17 protein-coding genes and 2 pseudogenes are annotated in these 21,479 nt (G+C 27.6%); 2 read left to right on the top strand and 17 right to left on the bottom strand.

Features of this window, described 5'->3' with window-relative positions:
* Positions 1 to 270 (top strand): annotated as a pseudogene (locus Q0Y03_RS04295) (transposase); the annotation flags it as partial.
* On the opposite strand, the gene Q0Y03_RS04290 reads toward Q0Y03_RS04295, so the two are convergent.
* From Q0Y03_RS04290 to Q0Y03_RS04230, 13 genes and pseudogenes are all read right to left on the bottom strand, one after another.
* Positions 263 to 1,051: a YwaF family protein gene (locus Q0Y03_RS04290; RefSeq protein WP_297712588.1), complete on the bottom strand. Its 789-nt coding sequence runs from the start codon at positions 1,049 to 1,051 to the stop codon at positions 263 to 265. The pseudogene Q0Y03_RS04295 and the gene Q0Y03_RS04290 overlap by 8 nt on opposite strands.
* 199 nt (positions 1,052 to 1,250) lie before the next feature.
* Entirely contained in the window at positions 1,251 to 3,137 is a 1,887-nt protein-coding gene (locus Q0Y03_RS04285; protein WP_297712586.1) for an endonuclease MutS2, read from the bottom strand.
* 382 nt (positions 3,138 to 3,519) lie between these two features.
* Positions 3,520 to 4,163, bottom strand: a pseudogene (locus tag Q0Y03_RS04280) (glycine betaine ABC transporter substrate-binding protein).
* Complete coding sequence (locus Q0Y03_RS04275) at positions 4,160 to 5,215, bottom strand: ABC transporter ATP-binding protein (RefSeq protein WP_297712585.1); 1,056 nt, start codon at positions 5,213 to 5,215, stop codon at positions 4,160 to 4,162. Before Q0Y03_RS04275 ends, Q0Y03_RS04280 begins: the two are co-directional and overlap by 4 nt.
* A gap of 116 nt (positions 5,216 to 5,331) precedes the next feature.
* Positions 5,332 to 5,958 carry a TrkA C-terminal domain-containing protein gene (locus tag Q0Y03_RS04270; protein WP_363318709.1) on the bottom strand — a complete coding sequence of 209 codons (627 nt, stop codon included), beginning with the start codon at positions 5,956 to 5,958 and terminating at the stop codon, positions 5,332 to 5,334.
* Between the two features lie 117 nt (positions 5,959 to 6,075).
* The gene (gene cplR, locus Q0Y03_RS04265; protein ID WP_297712583.1) at positions 6,076 to 7,734 is read right to left on the bottom strand and encodes an ABC-F type ribosomal protection protein CplR; all 1,659 of its coding nucleotides are present in this window, start codon (positions 7,732 to 7,734) and stop codon (positions 6,076 to 6,078) included.
* A 111-nt stretch (positions 7,735 to 7,845) separates the two neighbouring features.
* Positions 7,846 to 8,259 carry a MarR family transcriptional regulator gene (locus tag Q0Y03_RS04260; RefSeq protein ID WP_297712582.1) on the bottom strand — a complete coding sequence of 138 codons (414 nt, stop codon included), beginning with the start codon at positions 8,257 to 8,259 and terminating at the stop codon, positions 7,846 to 7,848.
* 21 nt (positions 8,260 to 8,280) lie between these two features.
* Positions 8,281 to 8,841, bottom strand: coding sequence for a hypothetical protein (locus Q0Y03_RS04255; protein WP_297712581.1), 561 nt, complete (start codon positions 8,839 to 8,841; stop codon positions 8,281 to 8,283).
* Positions 8,842 to 8,977: 136 nt separating this feature from the next.
* The gene (locus Q0Y03_RS04250; protein WP_297712579.1) at positions 8,978 to 9,775 is read right to left on the bottom strand and encodes a metallophosphoesterase; all 798 of its coding nucleotides are present in this window, start codon (positions 9,773 to 9,775) and stop codon (positions 8,978 to 8,980) included.
* A gap of 9 nt (positions 9,776 to 9,784) precedes the next feature.
* The gene (locus tag Q0Y03_RS04245) at positions 9,785 to 10,702 is read right to left on the bottom strand and encodes an ABC transporter permease (RefSeq protein ID WP_297712578.1); all 918 of its coding nucleotides are present in this window, start codon (positions 10,700 to 10,702) and stop codon (positions 9,785 to 9,787) included.
* On the bottom strand, positions 10,702 to 11,805 hold the full coding sequence (locus tag Q0Y03_RS04240; RefSeq protein WP_297712577.1) for an ABC transporter permease: 1,104 nt from the start codon (positions 11,803 to 11,805) through the stop codon (positions 10,702 to 10,704). Before Q0Y03_RS04240 ends, Q0Y03_RS04245 begins: the two co-directional genes overlap by 1 nt.
* A complete protein-coding gene (locus tag Q0Y03_RS04235) occupies positions 11,795 to 13,303 on the bottom strand; it encodes an ABC transporter ATP-binding protein (RefSeq protein WP_297712575.1) in 1,509 nt (502 codons plus the stop codon). The genes Q0Y03_RS04240 and Q0Y03_RS04235 overlap by 11 nt, the downstream gene beginning before the upstream one ends.
* A 106-nt stretch (positions 13,304 to 13,409) precedes the next feature.
* Entirely contained in the window at positions 13,410 to 14,468 is a 1,059-nt protein-coding gene (locus Q0Y03_RS04230) for a BMP family ABC transporter substrate-binding protein (RefSeq protein ID WP_297712574.1), read from the bottom strand.
* 352 nt (positions 14,469 to 14,820) lie between these two features.
* Between Q0Y03_RS04230 and Q0Y03_RS04225 the strand changes: the two genes are divergently transcribed.
* Positions 14,821 to 15,492 (top strand): cyclic nucleotide-binding domain-containing protein, encoded by a 672-nt coding sequence (locus tag Q0Y03_RS04225; RefSeq protein ID WP_297712573.1) that lies wholly within the window; start codon positions 14,821 to 14,823, stop codon positions 15,490 to 15,492.
* A 57-nt stretch (positions 15,493 to 15,549) separates the two neighbouring features.
* Here the strand turns inward: Q0Y03_RS04225 and Q0Y03_RS04220 are convergent, their stop codons facing one another.
* The 4 genes from Q0Y03_RS04220 to Q0Y03_RS04205 all read right to left on the bottom strand — a co-directional run bounded on the left by Q0Y03_RS04220 (position 15,550) and on the right by Q0Y03_RS04205 (position 21,410).
* Positions 15,550 to 17,862 (bottom strand): cation-translocating P-type ATPase, encoded by a 2,313-nt coding sequence (locus Q0Y03_RS04220; RefSeq protein WP_297712572.1) that lies wholly within the window; start codon positions 17,860 to 17,862, stop codon positions 15,550 to 15,552.
* Between the two features lie 211 nt (positions 17,863 to 18,073).
* On the bottom strand, positions 18,074 to 19,585 hold the full coding sequence (locus tag Q0Y03_RS04215) for a bifunctional UDP-sugar hydrolase/5'-nucleotidase (RefSeq protein ID WP_297712571.1): 1,512 nt from the start codon (positions 19,583 to 19,585) through the stop codon (positions 18,074 to 18,076).
* A 101-nt stretch (positions 19,586 to 19,686) separates the two neighbouring features.
* Entirely contained in the window at positions 19,687 to 20,979 is a 1,293-nt protein-coding gene (locus Q0Y03_RS04210; protein WP_297712570.1) for an MBL fold metallo-hydrolase, read from the bottom strand.
* 164 nt (positions 20,980 to 21,143) lie between these two features.
* Positions 21,144 to 21,410 (bottom strand): hypothetical protein, encoded by a 267-nt coding sequence (locus Q0Y03_RS04205; protein ID WP_297712569.1) that lies wholly within the window; start codon positions 21,408 to 21,410, stop codon positions 21,144 to 21,146.
* Between the last annotated feature and the right edge of the window lie 69 nt (positions 21,411 to 21,479).

Raw genomic sequence — 21,479 nt, 5'->3', positions numbered from 1 at the left:
GTATCTGAAGAATTCCGTTGGGTTAAGCAAGTAGTAGAGCGTTTAAATCGTACCTTCAAAGCTTCCTATAGAGTTACTTGTGGCTATGGAAGTGACGAAGGTGCTCTTTATGGATTCTCTCTTTGGGTTGCTTATTATAACTTTTTAAGACCTCACCCATATAACTATCATCGTCCTTTAAATGAACTGGATGCTTTAAATATTGCTGATAACATACCAGCAAAGTGGCAAATTCTTATCAGTCTCGGTCATAATAATTTAACTATATAATAAAATTATAATTTTCTTTTAGCTTTATCATTCTCTTTCTGTTTATAAAATTATTTAAATGCATTGTAACAAAATAAGGTACATATAAATAAACAAAGAACAGTACTACTGTATATAATGATGGAGCTGAATTAAATAATTTATGTAAAAAAGATACTGGAATTTTAAATGGCTTCTTTAGCAACATTAAATTACTTCCATAAAAATGATTAAGAAAAATGGCAATACCAGCAAAAAAACAATAAAGCTTAGCAAACTCCTTAAATCTAATTTTTTCTAACTTAATTTCTAACTTAAATAAATATAAAATCCCCATATAAATCATTAATGTATGAAATAACATACTATATATACAAAGGTAATGCCACATTGGATAAACTGTTAATGATGTTGACGGAAACAATAAATAAGTTGTTCCCGCTACTATAGATACTCCAGCAATAAAAGCTTCTCCTTTTTCTTTCCATTTACCTTTTCCATATCCACTTAACCATAATGCATATATAAATATAGAACAAAATGATATTGGTACCCATGTATTTATCCAAGTATATCCCATGTAAAAATTAAAGAATATTTTAATACCTTCTAATATAGTAATAAATATTGCCATACTCTTAGTTAATTTTTTTATTTGTTCATTATTTATTTTTCTAGAAATATATATCAATACACTTAATACAATCAAAGATAATATTAATAATATCATATGATTAGATGTAAGCATTCCTGTTGGTTCATATACATCCCTTGGTGCCCAAAATTGATTTAATATATTCATTTAAAACTTTCCTACTTTCATGATATATTTAATGAAATTTTATTATTTAAAATTCTAAACTTCATTTCTGTACATAGTACTTTAACATAGAAATATTGGGCCTTCAAATTATATTTTTGTAAAATTTTAATTAACATCTGTATACAAAATAAAAATGTGTAAATTCCTTAATTAGAATTTACACACTTTTTAATATAACTTATATTGAAGTTTTTCTTACTTTTTTTAATGCCTTCTTTGAACCACGTATAATATCATGATCAAGTTTTCTTTCTTTATAGCTTATAAAAATTTGATTTAAATCATATCCTTCAGGATACAACTCACTTGCTGTTAATTCTAACTTAACCCTCCTATAATTAACTTTAATAAATTCTTTCTTATAAAAAACAGTTAAATTGTTTAATTCATCTAACTCCTTATAAACTATAGCACTTTCATTGTTATCTAAAAGAATCACCTTGTCACCAATACAATAATTATGTTTTAAATCAACTTCCTCTATTTCTTCTTTCTTTTTAATAATTTTACTACTATTTATTACATCATAATTATAATTCTTAGTTTCTATATACTTTCTAGTTCTTTCAATAATAGAATCAGGAATACCCATTTTCTTAGAAATATAAAGTGCATTACTATCACCACTTTTACCAATATGAAGCTTATATAAAGGTTCAAGAGTATCCTTTTTAAATTCCATAGCTGCATTTTCAAAATGCTTATGCTCTTGTGAAAAATTCTTAATTTCACCATAATGTGTAGTTGCTATTGTGATACAACCCTTATGATATAGTTCTTCTAAAATAGCTATTGCTAGTGCTGCTCCTTCATTTGGCTCAGTTCCACTTCCTATTTCATCAAATAATAAAAGTGTAGATTTTGAACTTTCTTTTATTATTTTAGCTAAATTTTTAACATGAGATGAGAAAGTGCTTAGAGCATTTTCTATACTTTGATTGTCTCCAATATCAACAAATATTTTATTAAATACAGAAATTTCTGTTCCTTCTTTAGCTGGTATATGGAATCCTGACTGTACTGCAAGTGTTAATATTCCTACCGTTTTTAAAACTACTGTTTTTCCTCCTGCATTTGGACCTGTTATTATAAGTGTTCTATAATCATCACCTATTTCAAAATTAAGTGGTACTGGATTTTTTATTAATGGATATTTTCCATCAACTATTTTTATATATCCATATTCATTTAACCTAGGTTTAATTCCTTCAATATCATTACTATATTTAGCTTTAGCCCAAATCATATCATATTCAGCTATTACTTCTATATTAATTTTCACTTCTCTTATTTTTTCATTAATAAGTTCAGTAAGCATACCTAATATTTTATATTCTTCTACACTTTCTTCTGCTTTTAAAATAGCTAACTCTGAAGTATACCTTGAAACTGTACTTGGTTCCATAAAAACAGTTGTTCCCTTTGACGATGATTCAATAATAGTTCCTTGTACATAATTTTTATATGAAGCTTTTATGGGAATTGTATATCTTCCATTTCTCTTACTTATGAAGAACTCTTGAATATATTGTTTGTTTTCAGTATTTTTTAAGAATCTATCTAACTTTTCTTTTATTTTATTCTCACACTCATCAATGCCTCTTCTAATTTTTTTAAGTTCTCTACTTGCATTAGAATCAACTATTGAGCCTCTTATGCACCTATTTATCTCTTCCTCAATAAAGCTTAGATCTGTTATACTTTCTCCATAGCTACTTAATGTTGGTGCATATCCTTCTTTATCTTTAATAAATGACTTTACTTTTCTACATCCTCTTAAAAAATCACACATAATTGCCAAATCTTCTGGATCTAAAGATGAGCCTTTTTCTATTTTATCTATATAAGGTAATACATTAAATATTCCAACTAAAGGTATATGATATGAAGCATCTATAAGTCTTCTACCTTCTGAAGTTTCATCTAATCTTCTATTAACAATTTTTAAGTTACTACTTGGTTCTAATTTATCAATAAGTGCTTTTCCTAAACCGCTAACACAATATCCCTTAACTATTTCTTTTAATTCATTATAATTTAATTTTTCTAATGTCATTATATCCATTTTTATTTTTCCTTCCTTGTATCAAATCTAAATACAAGTCAACGAAATCATGATAGATTTCATTAGCTTAAATATAAAAAAAGCTGTGGATACTTCCACAGCTTAAAATTCAACTTTAAATAAAGGTAGACTACTACCATTGAAGTAAATTCGTGGACTTGTATCAATTAGTTATAATTAATTCCACAACAAATAAAGGTATAAATATACCATAATTTTCGGGAATCAATATAAAATTAACTATTTGATACTAAACACTCACAAAAATACCTCTCTTTTTTCTGAAATCTATCATTTATATTAATATATTATAGTATGCCTTATACATTGTCAATCTATTAATTGTATATAAAAACATGATTTTAACCTTAATAATTAATTGTTATATCATACCCTTACTCTCAAGAAAATCTTTTGCAACTTTCGAAGGTGATTCTTGTAACTCATCTACCTTATAATTAAGTTCCATCATGACTTCATTTGTAAGAACTTCACCTAACTCTTCTAAAACTCCTTCTATTTCTGGGAATTCCTCTAATTTCTCTGAACTTATAATAGGCATTGCATAGTAAGGTGGAAAAAATCCCTTATCATCATTTAGAATTTTTAAGTTAAACTTTTTTAATAAACCATCAGTTGCAAATGCATCAACAACATCTACCTCATTATTAACTAAGGCTGTATATCTTGGCACACCATCTAAAGTTACTACATCACCAATTTTAAAATTGTATTCTTTATAATAGGAAGAAGAGAGTAAAGAACAACTGCAACTATTGCTGGTACTGTTCCTATACCTAAGAGTGGTATCATAAATCCAAGTAGTGCCATACTCGGTATAGCTTGGATAATATTGGCTATACATAAAATAGGTTTGCTAGCTTTAGAAGTATATGAAATGAAAATTCCTAGAGGTGCTCCAATTAAAATTGCTACCCCAACAGAAATTGCTGTCAACTTTATATGCTCTATTAATAATGATAATATTTGTGCTTGATTATCAATTGCGTATTGTAATAAACTCATATAAATTCCTCCTCCTCATAATCAAAATATTGTTGACTTAATGTTGTAACTAGGCTACTTCTTGTTACTAAACCTACTAGATGTGAAGCATCATCAACAACCGGAACAGTAGATATATGCTCTTCTGTAACCACCTTTAAAGCATCTAAAATACATTGATTTATGAAAAGAGTTGGGAAATTTTTATTCATAAACTCTTCTACAGCCTGTGTTTTATCTTCAATTCCCCTAAGCTTATTTGCCTTTACGATACCAATTAATTTATGATTATTAGGGTCAATTATAAGAAGGCTGTCCACCTTTTTTTGACGCATTTTATCAATACACTTAAAAACAGATAAATTTTTATATGCTGTAATTGGCTTATCAATCATTATATCTGAAATCTTTATATATTCTGGAGATGACCATATTCTATTTTTACCTACAAAATTAGAAACAAATTCATCAACTGGATTCCTCAATATATTTTCTGGAGTATCGTATTGTAATACTTCTCCATCCTTCATTATGCAAATCATATCTGAAATTTTAATTGCCTCATCCATGTCATGTGTAACAAATACAATAGTCTTTTTTAATTTAGACTGTAATTCAACAAGCTCATCTTGCAAATCTGATCTTGTCATTGGATCTAGTGCTGAAAATGGCTCATCCATAAGAATAATATCCGGATTATTAGCAAACGCTCTAGCAACACCTACCCGTTGTTGTTGTCCACCACTTAATTCTGAATCTACTTTTTGTAACTTAGGAATAAGTTCTATATTTTCTCTAATAGTCATATGAGGAAATAAACCAGTCTGCTGTATAACATACCCTATATTTCTCCTTAACATGACTTCATCAATTGATTGTATTTTTTTGTTATTAATATAAATAAATCCACTAGAAGGTTTAATTAATCTATTTATCATTTTTAATAAAGTAGTTTTCCCACAACCACTTTCCCCAATAATTGTAACAAGCTTTCCCTTTTTAATTGTTAAATTAATCTCTTTCAATACTTGTTTTGTTTTGTATCTTTTTGTGACATTTTTAAATCTAATCATTTCATTCCTCCTTTTACCAAGTAACAACCTCATTTTATTACAAAGTTGTTACTTTGTCAAATAATAGAAAAGTGCCCAAGACTATTTTTAGCCTTGAGCACTTTAAAACTCTCTTATTATTTTATAGGATATAAAAACTCCTTCACTCTTTGTGAGGAATCATCTTGTGATAGAAAATATATAATATCATTTTCTAATAATATAGCATATGGTCCTGGCGATTTAATTACATTTCCTTTTCTACCAATGGCAAGCACAGTAGCTCCTGTGTGTTGCCAAAATTGAATTTCTGATACAGTCTTATTTAAATAAGAACATTCTGCAGTTATCTTTACTTCAAATGGCATAAATGGATTCATTGATCTAAAATGTTCTGATGCTACAATTAAATCAGATAAACATTCATTTAAAGTATCCATTTCTTTTTGCTGACGTGCTATGCTTTTTAGTAAATTTTCTTTTATAGTATCAATAGTTTGGCGCTTACTATATTGCTTAATGAAGTTAACCGCATTTTCATATGATTTAATTATAACTCCACTTCCCTTTTCTGATGTAACAATTTCTAAATCGCATAATATACAAATTGCACGCCTTGCGGTTTCCGAAGAAACACCATACTGACTTGCTATAGATGAACGTGCATATATCTTTTCACCAACCTTATATTGTCCAGTAGAAATCCTCGAAGCAATTTCAATTGCTATTTGTTGATATCGAGGAATTGAAATCTTATTTTTCACTTTTTCTTCCATCATCATTATTTCCCTTTTATATATTCATATATTTTATAAATTCAGTATAATTTATAAAGATAAATAAGACAATATAGCATTAGTGTTTTGTAATATTATCATAAATTAAGATTCTCTTTTTAATTTTACTTCTCTTAAAGAATTTATAAGTTGTAAATACTCTTTATTAAGTTTCTCCTTTTTATCTTCTTTAGTTTCTATTGATAAAAGAGAAATCACCTCCGATAATTTATTCTCAAGAAGTAATATTTCATCATCTAAATGTTTATTCTCTGAATTCCTTCTAATACTTTTAAAATTCTTAATATATTCAGTATAAGTTCCTGCAAATTCCTTTATCTCCTTATCCTTAATCTCAATTATGTTGTTACATACATTAGATATAAACTCTATATCATGTGATACCAATAATAAAGTTTTATTAGTATTAACTAAAGCATTTTCTAACGCTTCTATAGTTTTTATATCTAAATAATTAGTTGGTTCATCTAATATTAATAAGTTATTGTCAGATAATATTATTTTACATATAGCTACTTTGACTCTTTCTCCACCCGATAATTCACTTACCATTTTATTTACAGAATCTTTCTTAAACCCAAACTCACTTAAATTTATTCTTATAAAGCTATCATCCCACTTAGAATCTTCTTTTATATTTTCTAAAATACTCTTTTCATTATTTAAAATATCTTGTTTTTGATCAAAGTATCCTATTTTAACATTGCTTGATATATTTATTTCTTTTGAATCATTGCTTAAAATTCGTCTTAATAAAGTGGTTTTCCCACACCCATTAGCTCCAATTAGTACAATTTTATCTCCATTTCTTATATTTAAATTAATTTCATTAACTAAAATTTTATCTTCTACTAGTAACTTTAATTTCTTAATTTCTATTAAATTTTTAGTAGCAATTTCAGCACCTTCATTTATATTAATTATAATCCTTTCTTTCTTCTTAGGTGGTGCCTTAACTTCCATATGCTCTATTCTTTTTTCTATTGATTTTATATTGTTTTCAATATGTTTTTTTCCTCTTTGATCTCCCATTTTAATAGTTTTTGCTTCTGATTTTCCCATTCCCTTAGGGGCCTTTTTTATTCTATCTCTAAGTACTTCTTTTTCATTTATTACACGCTCTAATCTATCCTTTTCATGTATATACTTTTCATATTCTCTTTTTTGTTTCTTATGATTTTCTTCTTTTAAAGTTACATATTTACTATAATTACCCTTATATATTTTTAGTTTTCCCTCTTCTATCTCTATAATTTCATTACATACATCATCTAAAAATTTTCTATCATGTGAAACTATTAATAATGCTCCCTTATACTTTTTAAACATATTATCTAAAACTTTAATACTTTCACTATCTAAATTAGAAGTAGGTTCATCTGCTATAATAAGGCTTGTATTTTCTTCTAACGCACTCACTACTCTAATCTTTACTTTTTCTCCTCCAGATAAATAGTCTTCATATTCATCAGGAGCGCTAAAAACTTTTTTCATCTTACTATTATTACAAATAGTATATCCCTCATCTATTTGGCTTATATATGAATAACTATCTGTTAAATTTACCGAACCTTCATCAGCTTTTATTTCTCCAAGTAAAATTTTCAGTAATGTTGTTTTTCCCGCTCCATTTTCACCTACAATCCCTATCTTATCTTTTTCTTCTATTTCAAATTTATCTATATCTAATATTAATCTATCTCCATAATACTTTTTTAGATTTTTAATTGTTGCAAGTTTCATTTTACACCTCCAATTACTCCTATAAAAAGTTTGTGCAAAATTCTTATTAATAATCTTTAATTTTCTACATTACGAACAAAGTCCAGTAACATTTGTTACTAGACTCTTTATTTAAATATTACTACAAAGCTTATTAAGCATATTAATTAAATTACTAACTTCCTCTTCATTAAAATTATGAGTTATTTTTTCATACCATTTATCATGATATTCATTAATTAACTTAAGAATATCTAATCCTTTATCAGTAAGGCATAAATCAAAAAATCTATTATCATTATCCCTTTTTACTTTTATAACATAATTTAAATCTTCAAGCTTTTTTATATTTCTTGTTATAATTGCACTATCTACATTTAATGCTTTTGCTATGTCTTTCAAATTGCAGCCTCTATTATTTTCTATTATTATCATGCAACGCCACATATTAAGAGTTAATCCATATTCCGATAGATTTGATTCAGAATATCTTATAAAGTCTCTATTTAAATCTGATAAATATTTACCTAATATTTTATATGACAATCATATTCCTCTTTTCTAATATTAACTTATTTTTTCATAAACTATTGGATCAACAAATCCAAAAGTAATTTTACCATTCTTTCTGAAAACTTCACTTACATACATTTTACCATTTTCAATTTTCTCCCTTAAAGTAAATTCAGTTTCTGGTGTAAAATTGCTAATACTTTCTCCTTCATACGCATTATTTTTTTCTTTGTAAATCATAGGAGTAAACTTAGAAGAAACTTTAAGCTCTTTATAATCCATTGTTAAGTTTTCATTATCATTTCTAAATTCTTCTTTTGAGATATTACTTGGAATTTCATAAGAAGTTAAAACTATATTATCATCTTCATTAACTGTAAATAAGAATAGGTGTGGAAGAATATTTTTAAATTTTCCTTGTTCATAATAACTTTCTTCAATAACAAAATATCCTGAAAAATCATTTGGTAAATTAGTTATCTTATCATTACAAACACCATTTATATGCTTTGCCTTTGGATGTTTTAATTCTCCTGATTCTAACTCATCATTTATTTGCCTATCATTATTAAATATTCCACATAATTCATTTATAAACTTATCTAACTTATTCATAAAAAACACCTCTTTAATACTTGATACTATCAATTATACTCAAATAGTTGATAATATCAATTATTATTAATAGACTAAAAAAAGATGATTCCTATTTAATATTAGAAATCATCTTTTGTAAATATTAATTTATTTTTTATTCTCTGAAATTAACTACTCCCAACAATTTACTATCATCTAAAGCTGAAATTACCTCTACTGATATTTTGCCATTTTCATAGGTACAAAGATTAAACTTAGCACTTTCCTCAAATCTTACAATACCATTACTCTCATCATATCCTATAAAACTAAGACTACCTGTAGAGAAATAAGGCTTCTCTGCAAAACAACCTTTAAAAGGATGATGAGTATGACCAGCAAAAATTCCAATTATAGAACTTTCTCTTATTATATTTTCAAATCTATCATCATAACTAACAGCTGGTGTAGTAAATTGATCTTTTATAAGATGATGATGAATCATTAAAATAGTATCTTTTTTAGTGCTACCCTCTAATTGATTTTCTAACCACTCATACTGCTCCTCTGAAATAAATCCATCACTATTTTTATACTGTGAATTATCAAAACTAATTATTCTTAATTCACCTATTTCATTAACAGTATTATAAGGAGCATTACATTCTTTATTAAACCAGCCCTTATAAAAAGCCTCTTTATTATCATGATTTCCTAAAGTAAGTATATATGGAGTATTACCTAATAATTTTTCTAATTCACTTTTTAAAATTACATAATCTTCATAATTTCCTGATTCCACTAAATCTCCAGTTATAATAACAAAATCTATTTTACTTAAGTCTATTTGTTCTAAAGATTTTCTTATCTGTATTAAAGGACTTGTCATATTATTAAAAATAGAATTATAGCCTTTTTCAGCTTTTGGATACTCTCTTAAAAAGTGAATATCTGATAAATGTAAAAACTTCATATTCTACACCTACTTAATCTTCTTTTTCTTATTTCTTTTAGTTTGTATACTAAATAATATAAGTGCAACAATTGTTGCTACATAAGGAATAGAAGCTGTAATTTGTGTTTTTAAAGAAGTATTTTGAAGTACATTTCCTGCTGCTTGTGAGAATCCAAAGAATAAACTTGATAAAAGAACTCCTATTGGATGAGACTTTCCTAAATTATTAGCAGCCATAGCAATATATCCACGTCCTGAAGTCATATTTTGCATAAATAGTGTTACAGTTCCCATAGAAAGAAGAACTCCACCTAATCCACATAATATTCCCGATAAACTTATTGTAAGGAATTGATATTTCTCTACTGGAGTACCAAGACTTCTTGCAGCTTCTTTATTTATACCTATAGCACGTAATCTATATCCTAATACTGTCTTATATAAGAATATATACATTCCTATAGCTAGTATAAATGCTAAATAATCAACAAATGTTAATCCTGAAAAAATAGTCCCTAATACAGGAATATCCTTAATAATAGGTAAATCAATTTTTGGAAGACTTACTAAACTAGGATCAGTAAATACTCCCTTTGTTTTAAAAATTATATAAAGTAAATATGTTGTAACTCCTCCCATCATAGTGTTAGTTGCCATACCAACAACAACAGGAGATGCTTTTAATTTAATTATACAAAATCCTACAATAGCAGATACTATCATTCCACTAATTGCACCTGCAAGAACAGATAAAAATACATTATGAGTGTAATGATTTGCAACAATACTGAAAAATGCGCCTGTTAGCATAGTTCCTTCCATTGCAATATTAAAAATACGTACCTTAGAACATATAGCTGCAGCTAATGTAACTAATAAAATAGGTGTCATCATACGAAGAGTGGAATTAGCTACCACTGCTAAATAATCTACACTTAACTCCATTATTGTACTCCTTCCTTATCTGTTGTATTTTGTTTTTTCTTATACCACTTCACAGCAAATTTTGCAGTAATTAATAAAGTGATAATTCCTTGAATGATCGTTGTTACTTCAGATGGTACTCCCATACTACGCTCGATAGTACTTCCCCCTGTTGTAAGACCAGCTAAGAAAATACTACTTACTAAAATACCAACTGGATGATTGCTTGACATTAATGAGGCTATAATACCTGTCCATGCATAACCTGGAGATGTAATCATATTATCGACATAACGATATCTTGTTCCTAAAACTTCACATGCTCCTCCAAGTCCAGCTAATGCTCCACTTAGCATTAATACATAGTACATCATCTTAGTACTATTAACACCACCATAGTTAGCAAAATTAGGGTTTAAACCACCCATCTTTGCCTTATATCCAAAACTTGTTCTCTTCATTATGAAAAGTACAATTAAAACACAAATAACCGCAATTACAAATCCCCAATGTAACGAATACCCATCAAACATTTTAGGTAAAATATTATCTGTTAACTTTTGAGTTTGAATTGCTGAAGAATCTAAACCTAATGGATCCTTTACGACATATGTTGTAAAATAAGAAGCTATATAATCAGCAATATAGTTCATCATAAGTGTTATAATAAGTAAATCTAACTTAAATTTCTCACTTACATAGGCTGAAATAAGTGAATATAAAACTCCTACTAAAGCCCCAGTAATAAGAGACATTGCAACAACAAAAGCTGGCGGTCCTGGACATATTACAGCTACAACTGATGAAGTGAAAGCACCTAAAACCATTTGCCCTGCTGCACCTAAACTTGAATAACCAGATCCCCAAGCTAAAGCTCCAGAAAGACCAGCAAATATAATAGGAATAGAACGTGTTAATGTTGTAGTTAAATAATAAGTTGATCCAAATCCACCTTTAAACATTCCTATAATTGCTTCAAAAGGATTAAATCCAGAAAGTGCAATAATTACACCACCTATTAATAATCCAACAACAATAGCTTGTAGAGGATGTTTTAATGGTTCAAATATAGTTGAAAGTTTACTTTTTGTAATACTTCCTGATAACGAGCTTTTACTTTTCATTATTCTTACCTCCTACCATTAAAAGACCTAATGCCTTTTCATCAATACTTCCTCTTTTAAATTCACCAACAATTTCCCCATCATAAATTACATAAATTCTATCACTTAAGTCCATAATCTCACTTAACTCTGAAGATACCAATAATACACTATCTCCTTTGTTTCTCTTTGCAACAAGTTGATCATGAATAAACTCTATTGCTCCTATATCAATCCCTCTTGTAGGTTCACAAGCAATAATAAGTGGAGTCTTCATAGACATTTCTCTTGCAACGATAAGTTTTTGTGCATTTCCACCTGAAAGCTCTTTTATTTTTTGTGTATGTGAATCAGCCTTAACTCTAAATTTTGAAATTAACTCTACAGCATGCTTTGTAACTTTATTAATATTTAAAATTCCTTTTTTAGAGAATTCTTCACTATCTTCATATCCCATTAATGCATTCTCAGCAAGTGTTGCCTCCGGTGCACTTCCCCACATATATCTATCCTCTGGAATATGAGCAATACCAGCTTCTCTTATACCCATTACAGTATTATTTGTGATATCATTTTTATTAATAATTACATTACCACTATCAACCTTCTCTAATCCTGTTATACATCTAATAAGCTCAGATTGACCGTTACCAGATACACCTGCAATACCTACTATTTCACCTTTTTTAATATGTAAGTTAACATTATTTAAGATGTTTTTATTATGTTCACCCTTTAAAGTTAAGTTTTTAACCTCTAAAAGCTGTTCTTTAGTTTCCTTTTCAGGAATTACTCTATTAGCGATTTGTCTTCCTACCATTAAATAAGATAACTCTTCTATACTTGTATCTTTCTTTAATTTTTCAGCAACAACTTCTCCAAGTCTCATTACTACTACTCTATCTGCAACTTCCATAACTTCATGAAGCTTATGAGTTATAATTATTAAGCTTTTACCTAATTTAGCTAACTGTTTCATAGTTTTTAAAAGCTCATCTACTTCAATAGGAGTAAGAACTGCAGAAGGTTCATCAAAAATTATAATATCTGCATTTTGATAAAGAGTTTTTAATATTTCAACACGTTGTTGAAGTCCAACAGGACATTCCTCAACAATAGCATTTGGATCTACATCTAACATATAACGCTTTGAAAGCTCTTCTACCATTTGAATATTCTTTCTATAATCAAAAAATATTCCTTTTTTCATTTCGTTTTTATATACAATATTTTCTGCAACAGTCATTGATTCAAAAAGCATAAAGTGTTGTTGAACCATTCCTATTCCCTGTTTCATTGCATCCGATGGATTATGAAAATTCATCTTCTTACCATCTATAAATATTTCTCCTGAGTCTGGCTTTTCTAATCCATAAAGTATCTTCATTATAGTAGACTTTCCTGCACCATTCTCTCCAACAACAGCTAGTATCTCTCCTTTATTAAGATTAATATTAACCTTGTTGTTAGCTACTACATTACCATAGGTCTTAACAATATTTTTCATTTCTAAAAGCATGTCAAAGTTACTCCTTTTCTAAATTAATCTGGAATATAATAAGAGGCAAAGCAAAAATTGCCTCTGCCCCTTATATTAAGTACACTAAATATAAATTATACTCTAATTAGTTTGCAGACTCTTCAGGAACTTCTATTACTAATTCCCCTGAAATAATCTTTTCTGCTGCTGCCTTACCAGCTGCTATAACTTCATCAGTTATAATTTCAGTATTTCTATAATTCATTTCTTCTGGAGAAACACCAACAACACCAAATGCACCCTCTTTTAATCCAAGAAGTTGTGCTCCACCATTTAATTCACCAGCTAAGAATCTATCAATTATAGTATTCATAACAGCGCCAGTGTTCTTTAATAATCCACTAATAATACTTGGATTTTCAGAAGTTGTTTGGTCAACACTTAATCCAGTTGTATATACTGGTGTACCTTTTTTAGTTAACTCTTGAGCTGCTTGATATATACCTGAGTTTGCACTAGCAGATACTCCACCAAATATAAAGTTTGCTCCTGCAGCCTTTTGTTGTAATGTATATTCATAAGCTAAGTTAGTATCATTGTATGAATTAGTATAGTTGTACATAAATTTAGCATTTGGATTAACAGATTTTACACCTTCAGCAAATCCATATCTATATTTGTAAGTAGCTTGTGTTTGGAATGATGAGATATATCCATATACACTTTCATTAGGGAAAGCTGTTCCAACCATTGCTCCTAAAACATATGAACCTTGTGCTTCATCAAACCCAAAGCTTGTTACTTTTTCATTAGATGCAGTTGTATCAATTACAGCATATTTTGTATTTGGAAATTTATCTGCAGCATCACTAAATGGATCAGCTGCTTGCCATCCAATTCCTATTATTAAATCATATCCTTCATTAGATGCAGCAAGAGTATTTTCTTCCCATGCAGCAATATCTGTACATTCAATAGATGTCATCTTGAAGCCGTAAGTTTCACTTGCTTCTTTTAAAGCTTCGTATGCTTGAAGAATAAATTGTTCTGTTCCAATTGTATCTGAAATTAAAGCTATATTTAATTTTGAATAATCTCCATCAGTACCTTGACTTCCTGCTGATTTATCATTTCCTGAATTAGAACATCCAGCAAAAAGAAATGTTGTCATAATAAGTAGTAAAGAAGTTATTATTTTTTTCATTATTTCATCTCCTATAGTTCATTTGTTAATTTAATTATAATAATTATATACATTAAAAAATATGACATAAGTCATATTTTGGCGAAAAAACTGTATATTTTTTTAGTTTCCTATTTTAATATTCGTTTTTTTCTTAAATAATTCCATTTTATCTAGATAAATTATATAAAGTAATTTAATATTTTAATAAATATTAATTAGGTATTTGTAAAATTTTATTTTTACAAACCTTCTGTATTTCCTTATTTTTCTTAGTTTTAGAACTTATTGTTATATATTTTGCTGTATGTTAAAATTATGAATATAAATAAACGAACAATATTATTAATTTACTCACTTATTGGGAGGAACTATGATAAATGTTAAAAACCAAGAATTATTAGATAAATATGTTAATAACACTGGTATTTCCAAACTATTTTCACAAGATATTAGTAACTTATTAGAACTTTTTTCTTTAAATAAAGGAGATTTTTTAATTAATGAAGGTGAATGTTCCGATTATCTATATTTTTTAGTAAGTGGAAAACTAAAAGTTTTTTCTCACTCAACTTCAGGTAAAATAATGTCTCTAACTCTTTTTAATTCTTTTGAAATCGTAGGCGAAACCTGTAGTTTATGGAATAAGCCTCCTACAGCCTCAGTTCAAGCTACATCCAAAGCTTATTGTATTGGTATATCAATGAAATATAGGGATTTGCTTTTAAATGATGTGATATTCTTAAGATATATTTGTCAAAACCTAGGTGAAAGACTTAGCTATATGAATAATACTACATGTATCAACCTTTATGAATCATTAGAAAGTAGGCTGGCCTCTTTTATATTAAAAACTGAAAAGGATGGAATTTTCTATTACAACTTAACAGAATGTGCCGAACTTTTATGTACAAGCTATAGACATTTATTAAGAATAATTAATTTATTTTGTAGCACAAATAAATTAGTTAAAAACGGTAAATTCTATAAAATTATAGATCGCTCCTATTTAGAGAAAGTTTCATCTAATTCTCTTATTACATAAAATAAAAAATGTATTGATTAAAAATCAATACATTTTTTATTGAATATAATTATATATCTATTTAACTCTTGTTAAATAATTTTTTATTAAAATTAAAATTGTACTTAATATAGCCAGTATTAAAAATACTATTAGCTCTTGTATTCCTAACTTACTTAAATGTAGTAAATTTCTAAATAAAATTGTTGCTACAAAAAATCCTATAGCTGTTGTTGTACATAAAAATACACGCATTTTATTAAATGGTCTACATACTCTTACTACAGCTAAAATACTAGTAAATCCAATCATATAATACATTAATGTAGTCATATTATCCTCTGCTATACCTAAGGCTGGAGCTAAGAAATATAAACATATAATATTTATTATTATAACCACAGAATATGGGAACGAATTTTTCAATACGCTTTTCAAGAATTTTTCCTTTATCTGTTTTCCATTAGGTTCAAATGATATAAAGAATGATGTATATCCCTCAATAGCAAGATCCACTAATGTAATTTGTATTGGCATAAATGGGAAAGCTGTACAAGTTATAATATTTAATATTGATAACATTACTGAATACAATGTTTTTATAAAGAATATTGTAGCAACATTAGTAATATTATTTACAACTCTTCTTCCTTCCATTAAAACATCTTTTAAAACACTAAAGTCAGAATTTAAAAGAACAATTTGTGAAACTTGTTTTGCTACATCACTTGCTTCCGGTAATGTTATACTACAATCTGCTTGTCTTAATGCAATAACGTCATTTACTCCATCACCTGTCATAGCAACAGTATGACCTTTTGCTTGTAATGCTTGCACTAATAAACTCTTTTGATTTGGCGATACTCTTGCAAATATACTATATTTATCTACTAAATCTATTATTTCATCATCATTTTTTATAGTCGATAAATCAATATATGACTCATACTCCTCTAATCCTGCTTGCTTAGCTATACTAGAAACAGTCAATGGATTATCACCTGAAATTATCTTTACAGTTACACCTTCCCCCTTAAAGAACCCAAGCATTTCTTTTGCATTCTTTCTTAATGGATCTGCTAACTCTATTGCAGCAATAATTTCTATTTCTGGTAATGTATCTTCTACTACCTCCTTAGAAACCCCTACAAGAAGAACTCTTTTTCCTTGCTTTTGTGCCTCTATCATGTTCTCTTTCATTTCAAAAGCACTTTTCGCTATTAATCTTTCAGGTGCTCCAACTATTATAGAACCTATACCCTTAAACGAAATAGAACTCCATTTTCTTTCAGATGAAAATTGATTTTTATAATCAACGTCAAAATTATCATTTCCATTAAAATGCTCTTTTAAAGCTTGAAAAGTACCATTGTTATCTCCTATCTCATTAACAAAAGCGCTTAAAGCCTGTTCTATTGAAATTGGCATTATTTCTTCATTAAAGATTTCAACATTTGAAACTTTCATCTTACCTTCAGTAATAGTACCAGTCTTATCAAGACATAATGTATCTACATGTGCTAATGTCTCAACACTATACAAATCTTGTACTAGTACTTTCTTCTTTGCTAGCTTAATTACACCAGTTGCTAGAGATATACTAATTAATAAAACCAATCCCTTTGGTAGCATTCCTAGTAATGCCGCTGCTGTTGTTACTACAGAACTTTTTATTACTTGATCTCTAAAGAAGAACGCCTGTACAAATAATAGTACTCCTACTGGTATTATTATGAAGCTTGTAAGTCTTGTAACTTTTCTCATAGAGTTTAGTAATTCTGAGTTTACCTTTTTATGTTTTTTACTCTTTAATGTAATTTCTGCTGCTAAATTATCTTTACCTACTTTTTCAACTTTAGCATAACATTTACCACTAACAACATAACTTCCAGAGAATAACTTATCACCTGGCATCTTTACTATTGTATCTGATTCTCCAGTAAGAAGAGATTCATTTACTTCTATCTTCCCATCAATAACAACTGAATCTGAAGAAATTTGATTTCCCATATTTAATATAGTTATATCATCTAGAACTACTTCATCAACACTTATACTTTTTTCTCTTCCATCTCTTATTACATCAACCTTTGATACAGTAAGTACTGATAGCTTAGCTACCATATTCTTTGCATGTATTTCTTGAAAACTTCCAATGCTTATATTTAATATAATTATTAAAATAAATGCTAAATTAGAATATGCTCCAACAGACATTAAAGCAATAGCAATAAGGAAATTGTACAAATTAAATAATGTAAATACATTACCCGCTATAATCTCCCAATTTGATTTTACGTTTTTTTCTTCTACAAAATTAATTTGACCTTTTTCTTTTCGCTCTAATACTTCCGCTTCCGTTAAGCCTATTATAATTCGTTGCTCTTCCATACTCAACACACTCCATATCAATTTCTCTTGTAATTACATTGGTATGCATTACCCCAAATATTTACATAATAATTAATAATATCATTTATTTTACATTTTGAATGTAAAATCTATGTTAAATATTATTAATATAATCTTACAAAGTTAATAAAACTTTAGCTTCACCTAAAAAATATGCTGTATCACCTTACTCTTGATACAGCAAAATTTATTATTTAATTATATAATTACTTTTTTCAACAATTTTTATATTGTTATGTTTTAAAAAATAGTTAATTATAAGCTCACTTATATCAACATTAATTTCACGAACAACTTCAGCACCTTCATAAGATGGATAAATTGAAGTATTAGTAGCACGATAATTATTCATAACAACATTATAATACTTATCTAAATCAATACTCCTACCATCCTTTTTCATAGAAACTACTCTATCTCCAAAATTTCTTGATAAGTCAATTTCATAATCAAGACCTCCAAAAGTATCATAATTATAATTTTGAACTTTTGGAACTAAGAACCCATCACTAATTTTTACTTTTCCATCATCAATTACAAAATATGTAGCAGCCTTTTCAATAGCTTCTTTTAATTTATCGCCCCTAACTTTTAAAACCATTAAAGTATTAGGATAAGGATAATTTATTAATACATCCCTAATAGATACATTTTTCTTAAATCCAATTGCACTATCAAATAATGATAAAACTGAAAACTCTGCCTCAGAAGCTTCTAATTGCACTTGATGTAAAAAATTAATAAACGGATGTCCTTTTAATCTTGCTTCAAAAATATCATCCATAAGTATATCTTTATCAAATTCACCAATTTCTTTATCTAAGTAATCTTTTAAGTTTAATTCAACACTATTAAATATTTTTTCTAATTTCTTATTAATCTCATCATTTAATAATGAAACATCTACTAACTCATAATTTACTTCTTTAGTTTCTGTATCTAATATGATTTTACTAAACTTTTGTCCATTATGAAGAGGTTGTGCACAAACTACTCCATTTATTTTAGTAATAAATGATCTATGTTGATGTCCACTTAAAACCATATTAATTGAATCATATTTTTCTAATAGTTCACTTGCTTGGTTTTCTTTAGTAAGTTTTTCTGTTGGTGTATTATTGCCATCTAAACTTTTTTCAAACCCACCATGATAACATACTATAATATAATCAGCTTCTTCTTTTAATTCTTTTTCATATCGTCCATACATCTCAACTGGATCTAAGAATTTTAACCCTTTTATATTTTTTTCATGCTCCCAATTAGGAATAAAAGATGTCGTGAATCCAATGCATGCAACCTTAAATCCATTAAAATTAAATATTTTATATGGTTTTGTATTTAAATTTAATCCATCAATATTCGTATTAATTATTTTATCCTCAACAAGTTTATATGAATTATTTAAGTACTCTAATCCATAGTTAAATTCATGATTTCCTATAACGTAAGCATCATAGCCTATAAATTCCAATCCTTCTAATATGGGGTTTTTATCCAACTTTTCCTTTGATAAATAATGTGCTAAAGCAGAACCTTGTATTAAATCTCCACAATCAACTTTTAAAGATGCATCATAATTTTTTTCATCATTTAATATGTAACTTCCTATTTTAAGTATTCCTAGTGACTGCTCTTTTACATAATTAGTTGGATAAACATATCCATGCAAATCACTTGTTTGATATATCACTAACTTCATATCTTATCTTCCTTCCCATTTAAATAAGTAGACAATATTAAGTTTAGGTTTTGATAAACTTAATGTGCCTAATACTCTACACTTTCTTTGGTTTAAATATATTATATTGTTTGACCTTTTTTAGGTAATAAAACATCTCCATTTTCATTATAAAGCTTTTCAGGACGATACGAATGAATTGGAATTAACAGCTTTGGTTTAATTAAGTTAATTATTTTTATTAAATCATAAGGACGAGCATGACCACTACATCTCAATAATACAAATTTTATATTATGATCACTAAATTGTTTTATAAACGGTTCATATGCTGGATCAAAGTCCCCTAATGGTTGAGCATCAGTATGAATATAAACTCCATTTTCCTTAAGTTTATCTATATGTTTTAAAGCAAGCTTATCTAGTTGCCAGAAATACTTACTTTCATCATTTAATAACTCTTCAAAATCAACTTTTAATTTTTCATCTAATCCATATTCTTTATCATCTAATTGATAATAATGAGTTTCAATTCCAGCTGCCGCTTTTACCACATATGAATAATATGCATCTAATACAACAGTTCTTGGATTGCTCTTAATTATATTTAAGATTCTTTCTACATTTGATATATAATAATTAAAAGTTATTTGCTTATTAGGATTACTATTAACTATGTCATTTATTTTTTCTATAAGCTCTGGTTCATTTATCGCCTCTGTCTCTCTTATAGGATCTCCAAACTCTTGGAATGAAACACTTACTCCTTCTATTAATAATACATCACAATTTTCACTTTCTTTACAGAAGTTTAATGTATCATTTTCTCTATATCCATGAAGTCTTATATCTCCAGTATATGCTATAGTTAAATCTGGCGTTTCTATTACTAATCCACTAGCTCCATAAGCATCATGGTCAACTGGCATAACTTTTACTTTTATTTTTCCAACAGTAACAACTTCATTTTCTTTAACTCCAATTACTTCCCTTGTATTAAAGTCTTGTTTTTCATATAAAGGAAAAATAAAATCATTGTTGATATTCAAGGTATTTAGTAATGATTTTGTACCTTCTAAAGTATACAGAGGTATTTCAGGATTTAAGTAATTAACTATTTTAGAATGATCTAAATGAATATGAGATAAGAATACAGCTGTATTTTTAAATGTATTTTCTTTTGACTCATAGCCTATTAAAGGTATTTTAGGATCAAATATATTATTTAAATATGGTACTAAATTTTCATCTAATAATCCTTGTAAATCTTCTGGTTGCACTTTAGCAGATGGATTATACTCACTACCAAAATCAAAAAAAATGTGACTATCTTCGTAAGCAATCTCTATTATTGTTCCTCCAATTGTTAAAACACCACTATGAAATGTTATTTTTGTCTTTTTATTTTTAATCATACTTGCAAACAACTCCCTCTTTTTTATATTTTCTCTTTAGTTAGATTTATAGTTATATAATATCGTATTTTTACTTAATTACAATCTTTATTTTATGGATTTCTCTTTCTTTAATATATTAAAAATAGCTACTACTTAAATCTATAAGTAATAGCTATTTATCTCTAATTATTATTTTTATAAAAATATTCTAAAATATCATCAAAGGTTTGAAATGCCAATCCTGCTGATTCACAACATTCAATTATCGCTTCCTTCATTTCATTTATAGGAATATCTTTTATCGATTCACATTGAAAACCCTCTTCACAATAAGACTCACAAATTGCTTTTTCTAATTCCTGTTGAGAAATCCCCTCTTCTTTAAACATACTTAAAAATATTTCTCTAATATGATTTTCTCTCTCAATTGTTGTTAATAAATTCTCCATATATCCTCCAAAATAAACTCTCTCAATTATACGTGTATTCATATTATAGCATATTTCTAAATTTATTAT

The organism is Clostridium sp. (genome assembly GCF_026168755.1).
Taxonomy (GTDB): Bacteria; Bacillota; Clostridia; order Clostridiales; family Clostridiaceae; genus Clostridium.
The sequence above is the reverse complement of the archived record's forward strand: the minus strand, read 5'-3'. Positions and strand labels throughout refer to the sequence as shown.

What these genes read in the sequence shown, in the direction of transcription:
- Q0Y03_RS04245 (WP_297712578.1), bottom strand. Translation starts at nt 10,702, where the DNA reads ATGGAGTTAAGTGTAGATTATTTAGCAGTGGTAGCTAATTCCACTCTT.
- cplR (WP_297712583.1), bottom strand. Translation starts at nt 7,734, where the DNA reads ATGAAACTTGCAACAATTAAAAATCTAAAAAAGTATTATGGAGATAGA.
- Q0Y03_RS04290 (WP_297712588.1), bottom strand. Translation starts at nt 1,051, where the DNA reads ATGAATATATTAAATCAATTTTGGGCACCAAGGGATGTATATGAACCA.
- Q0Y03_RS04215 (WP_297712571.1), bottom strand. Translation starts at nt 19,585, where the DNA reads ATGAAGTTAGTGATATATCAAACAAGTGATTTGCATGGATATGTTTAT.
- Q0Y03_RS04275 (WP_297712585.1), bottom strand. Translation starts at nt 5,215, where the DNA reads ATGATTAGATTTAAAAATGTCACAAAAAGATACAAAACAAAACAAGTA.
- Q0Y03_RS04225 (WP_297712573.1), top strand. Translation starts at nt 14,821, where the DNA reads ATGATAAATGTTAAAAACCAAGAATTATTAGATAAATATGTTAATAAC.
- Q0Y03_RS04205 (WP_297712569.1), bottom strand. Translation starts at nt 21,410, where the DNA reads ATGGAGAATTTATTAACAACAATTGAGAGAGAAAATCATATTAGAGAA.
- Q0Y03_RS04255 (WP_297712581.1), bottom strand. Translation starts at nt 8,841, where the DNA reads ATGAATAAGTTAGATAAGTTTATAAATGAATTATGTGGAATATTTAAT.
- Q0Y03_RS04230 (WP_297712574.1), bottom strand. Translation starts at nt 14,468, where the DNA reads ATGAAAAAAATAATAACTTCTTTACTACTTATTATGACAACATTTCTT.
- Q0Y03_RS04240 (WP_297712577.1), bottom strand. Translation starts at nt 11,805, where the DNA reads ATGAAAAGTAAAAGCTCGTTATCAGGAAGTATTACAAAAAGTAAACTT.
- Q0Y03_RS04210 (WP_297712570.1), bottom strand. Translation starts at nt 20,979, where the DNA reads ATGATTAAAAATAAAAAGACAAAAATAACATTTCATAGTGGTGTTTTA.
- Q0Y03_RS04220 (WP_297712572.1), bottom strand. Translation starts at nt 17,862, where the DNA reads ATGGAAGAGCAACGAATTATAATAGGCTTAACGGAAGCGGAAGTATTA.
- Q0Y03_RS04250 (WP_297712579.1), bottom strand. Translation starts at nt 9,775, where the DNA reads ATGAAGTTTTTACATTTATCAGATATTCACTTTTTAAGAGAGTATCCA.
- Q0Y03_RS04235 (WP_297712575.1), bottom strand. Translation starts at nt 13,303, where the DNA reads ATGCTTTTAGAAATGAAAAATATTGTTAAGACCTATGGTAATGTAGTA.
- Q0Y03_RS04285 (WP_297712586.1), bottom strand. Translation starts at nt 3,137, where the DNA reads ATGGATATAATGACATTAGAAAAATTAAATTATAATGAATTAAAAGAA.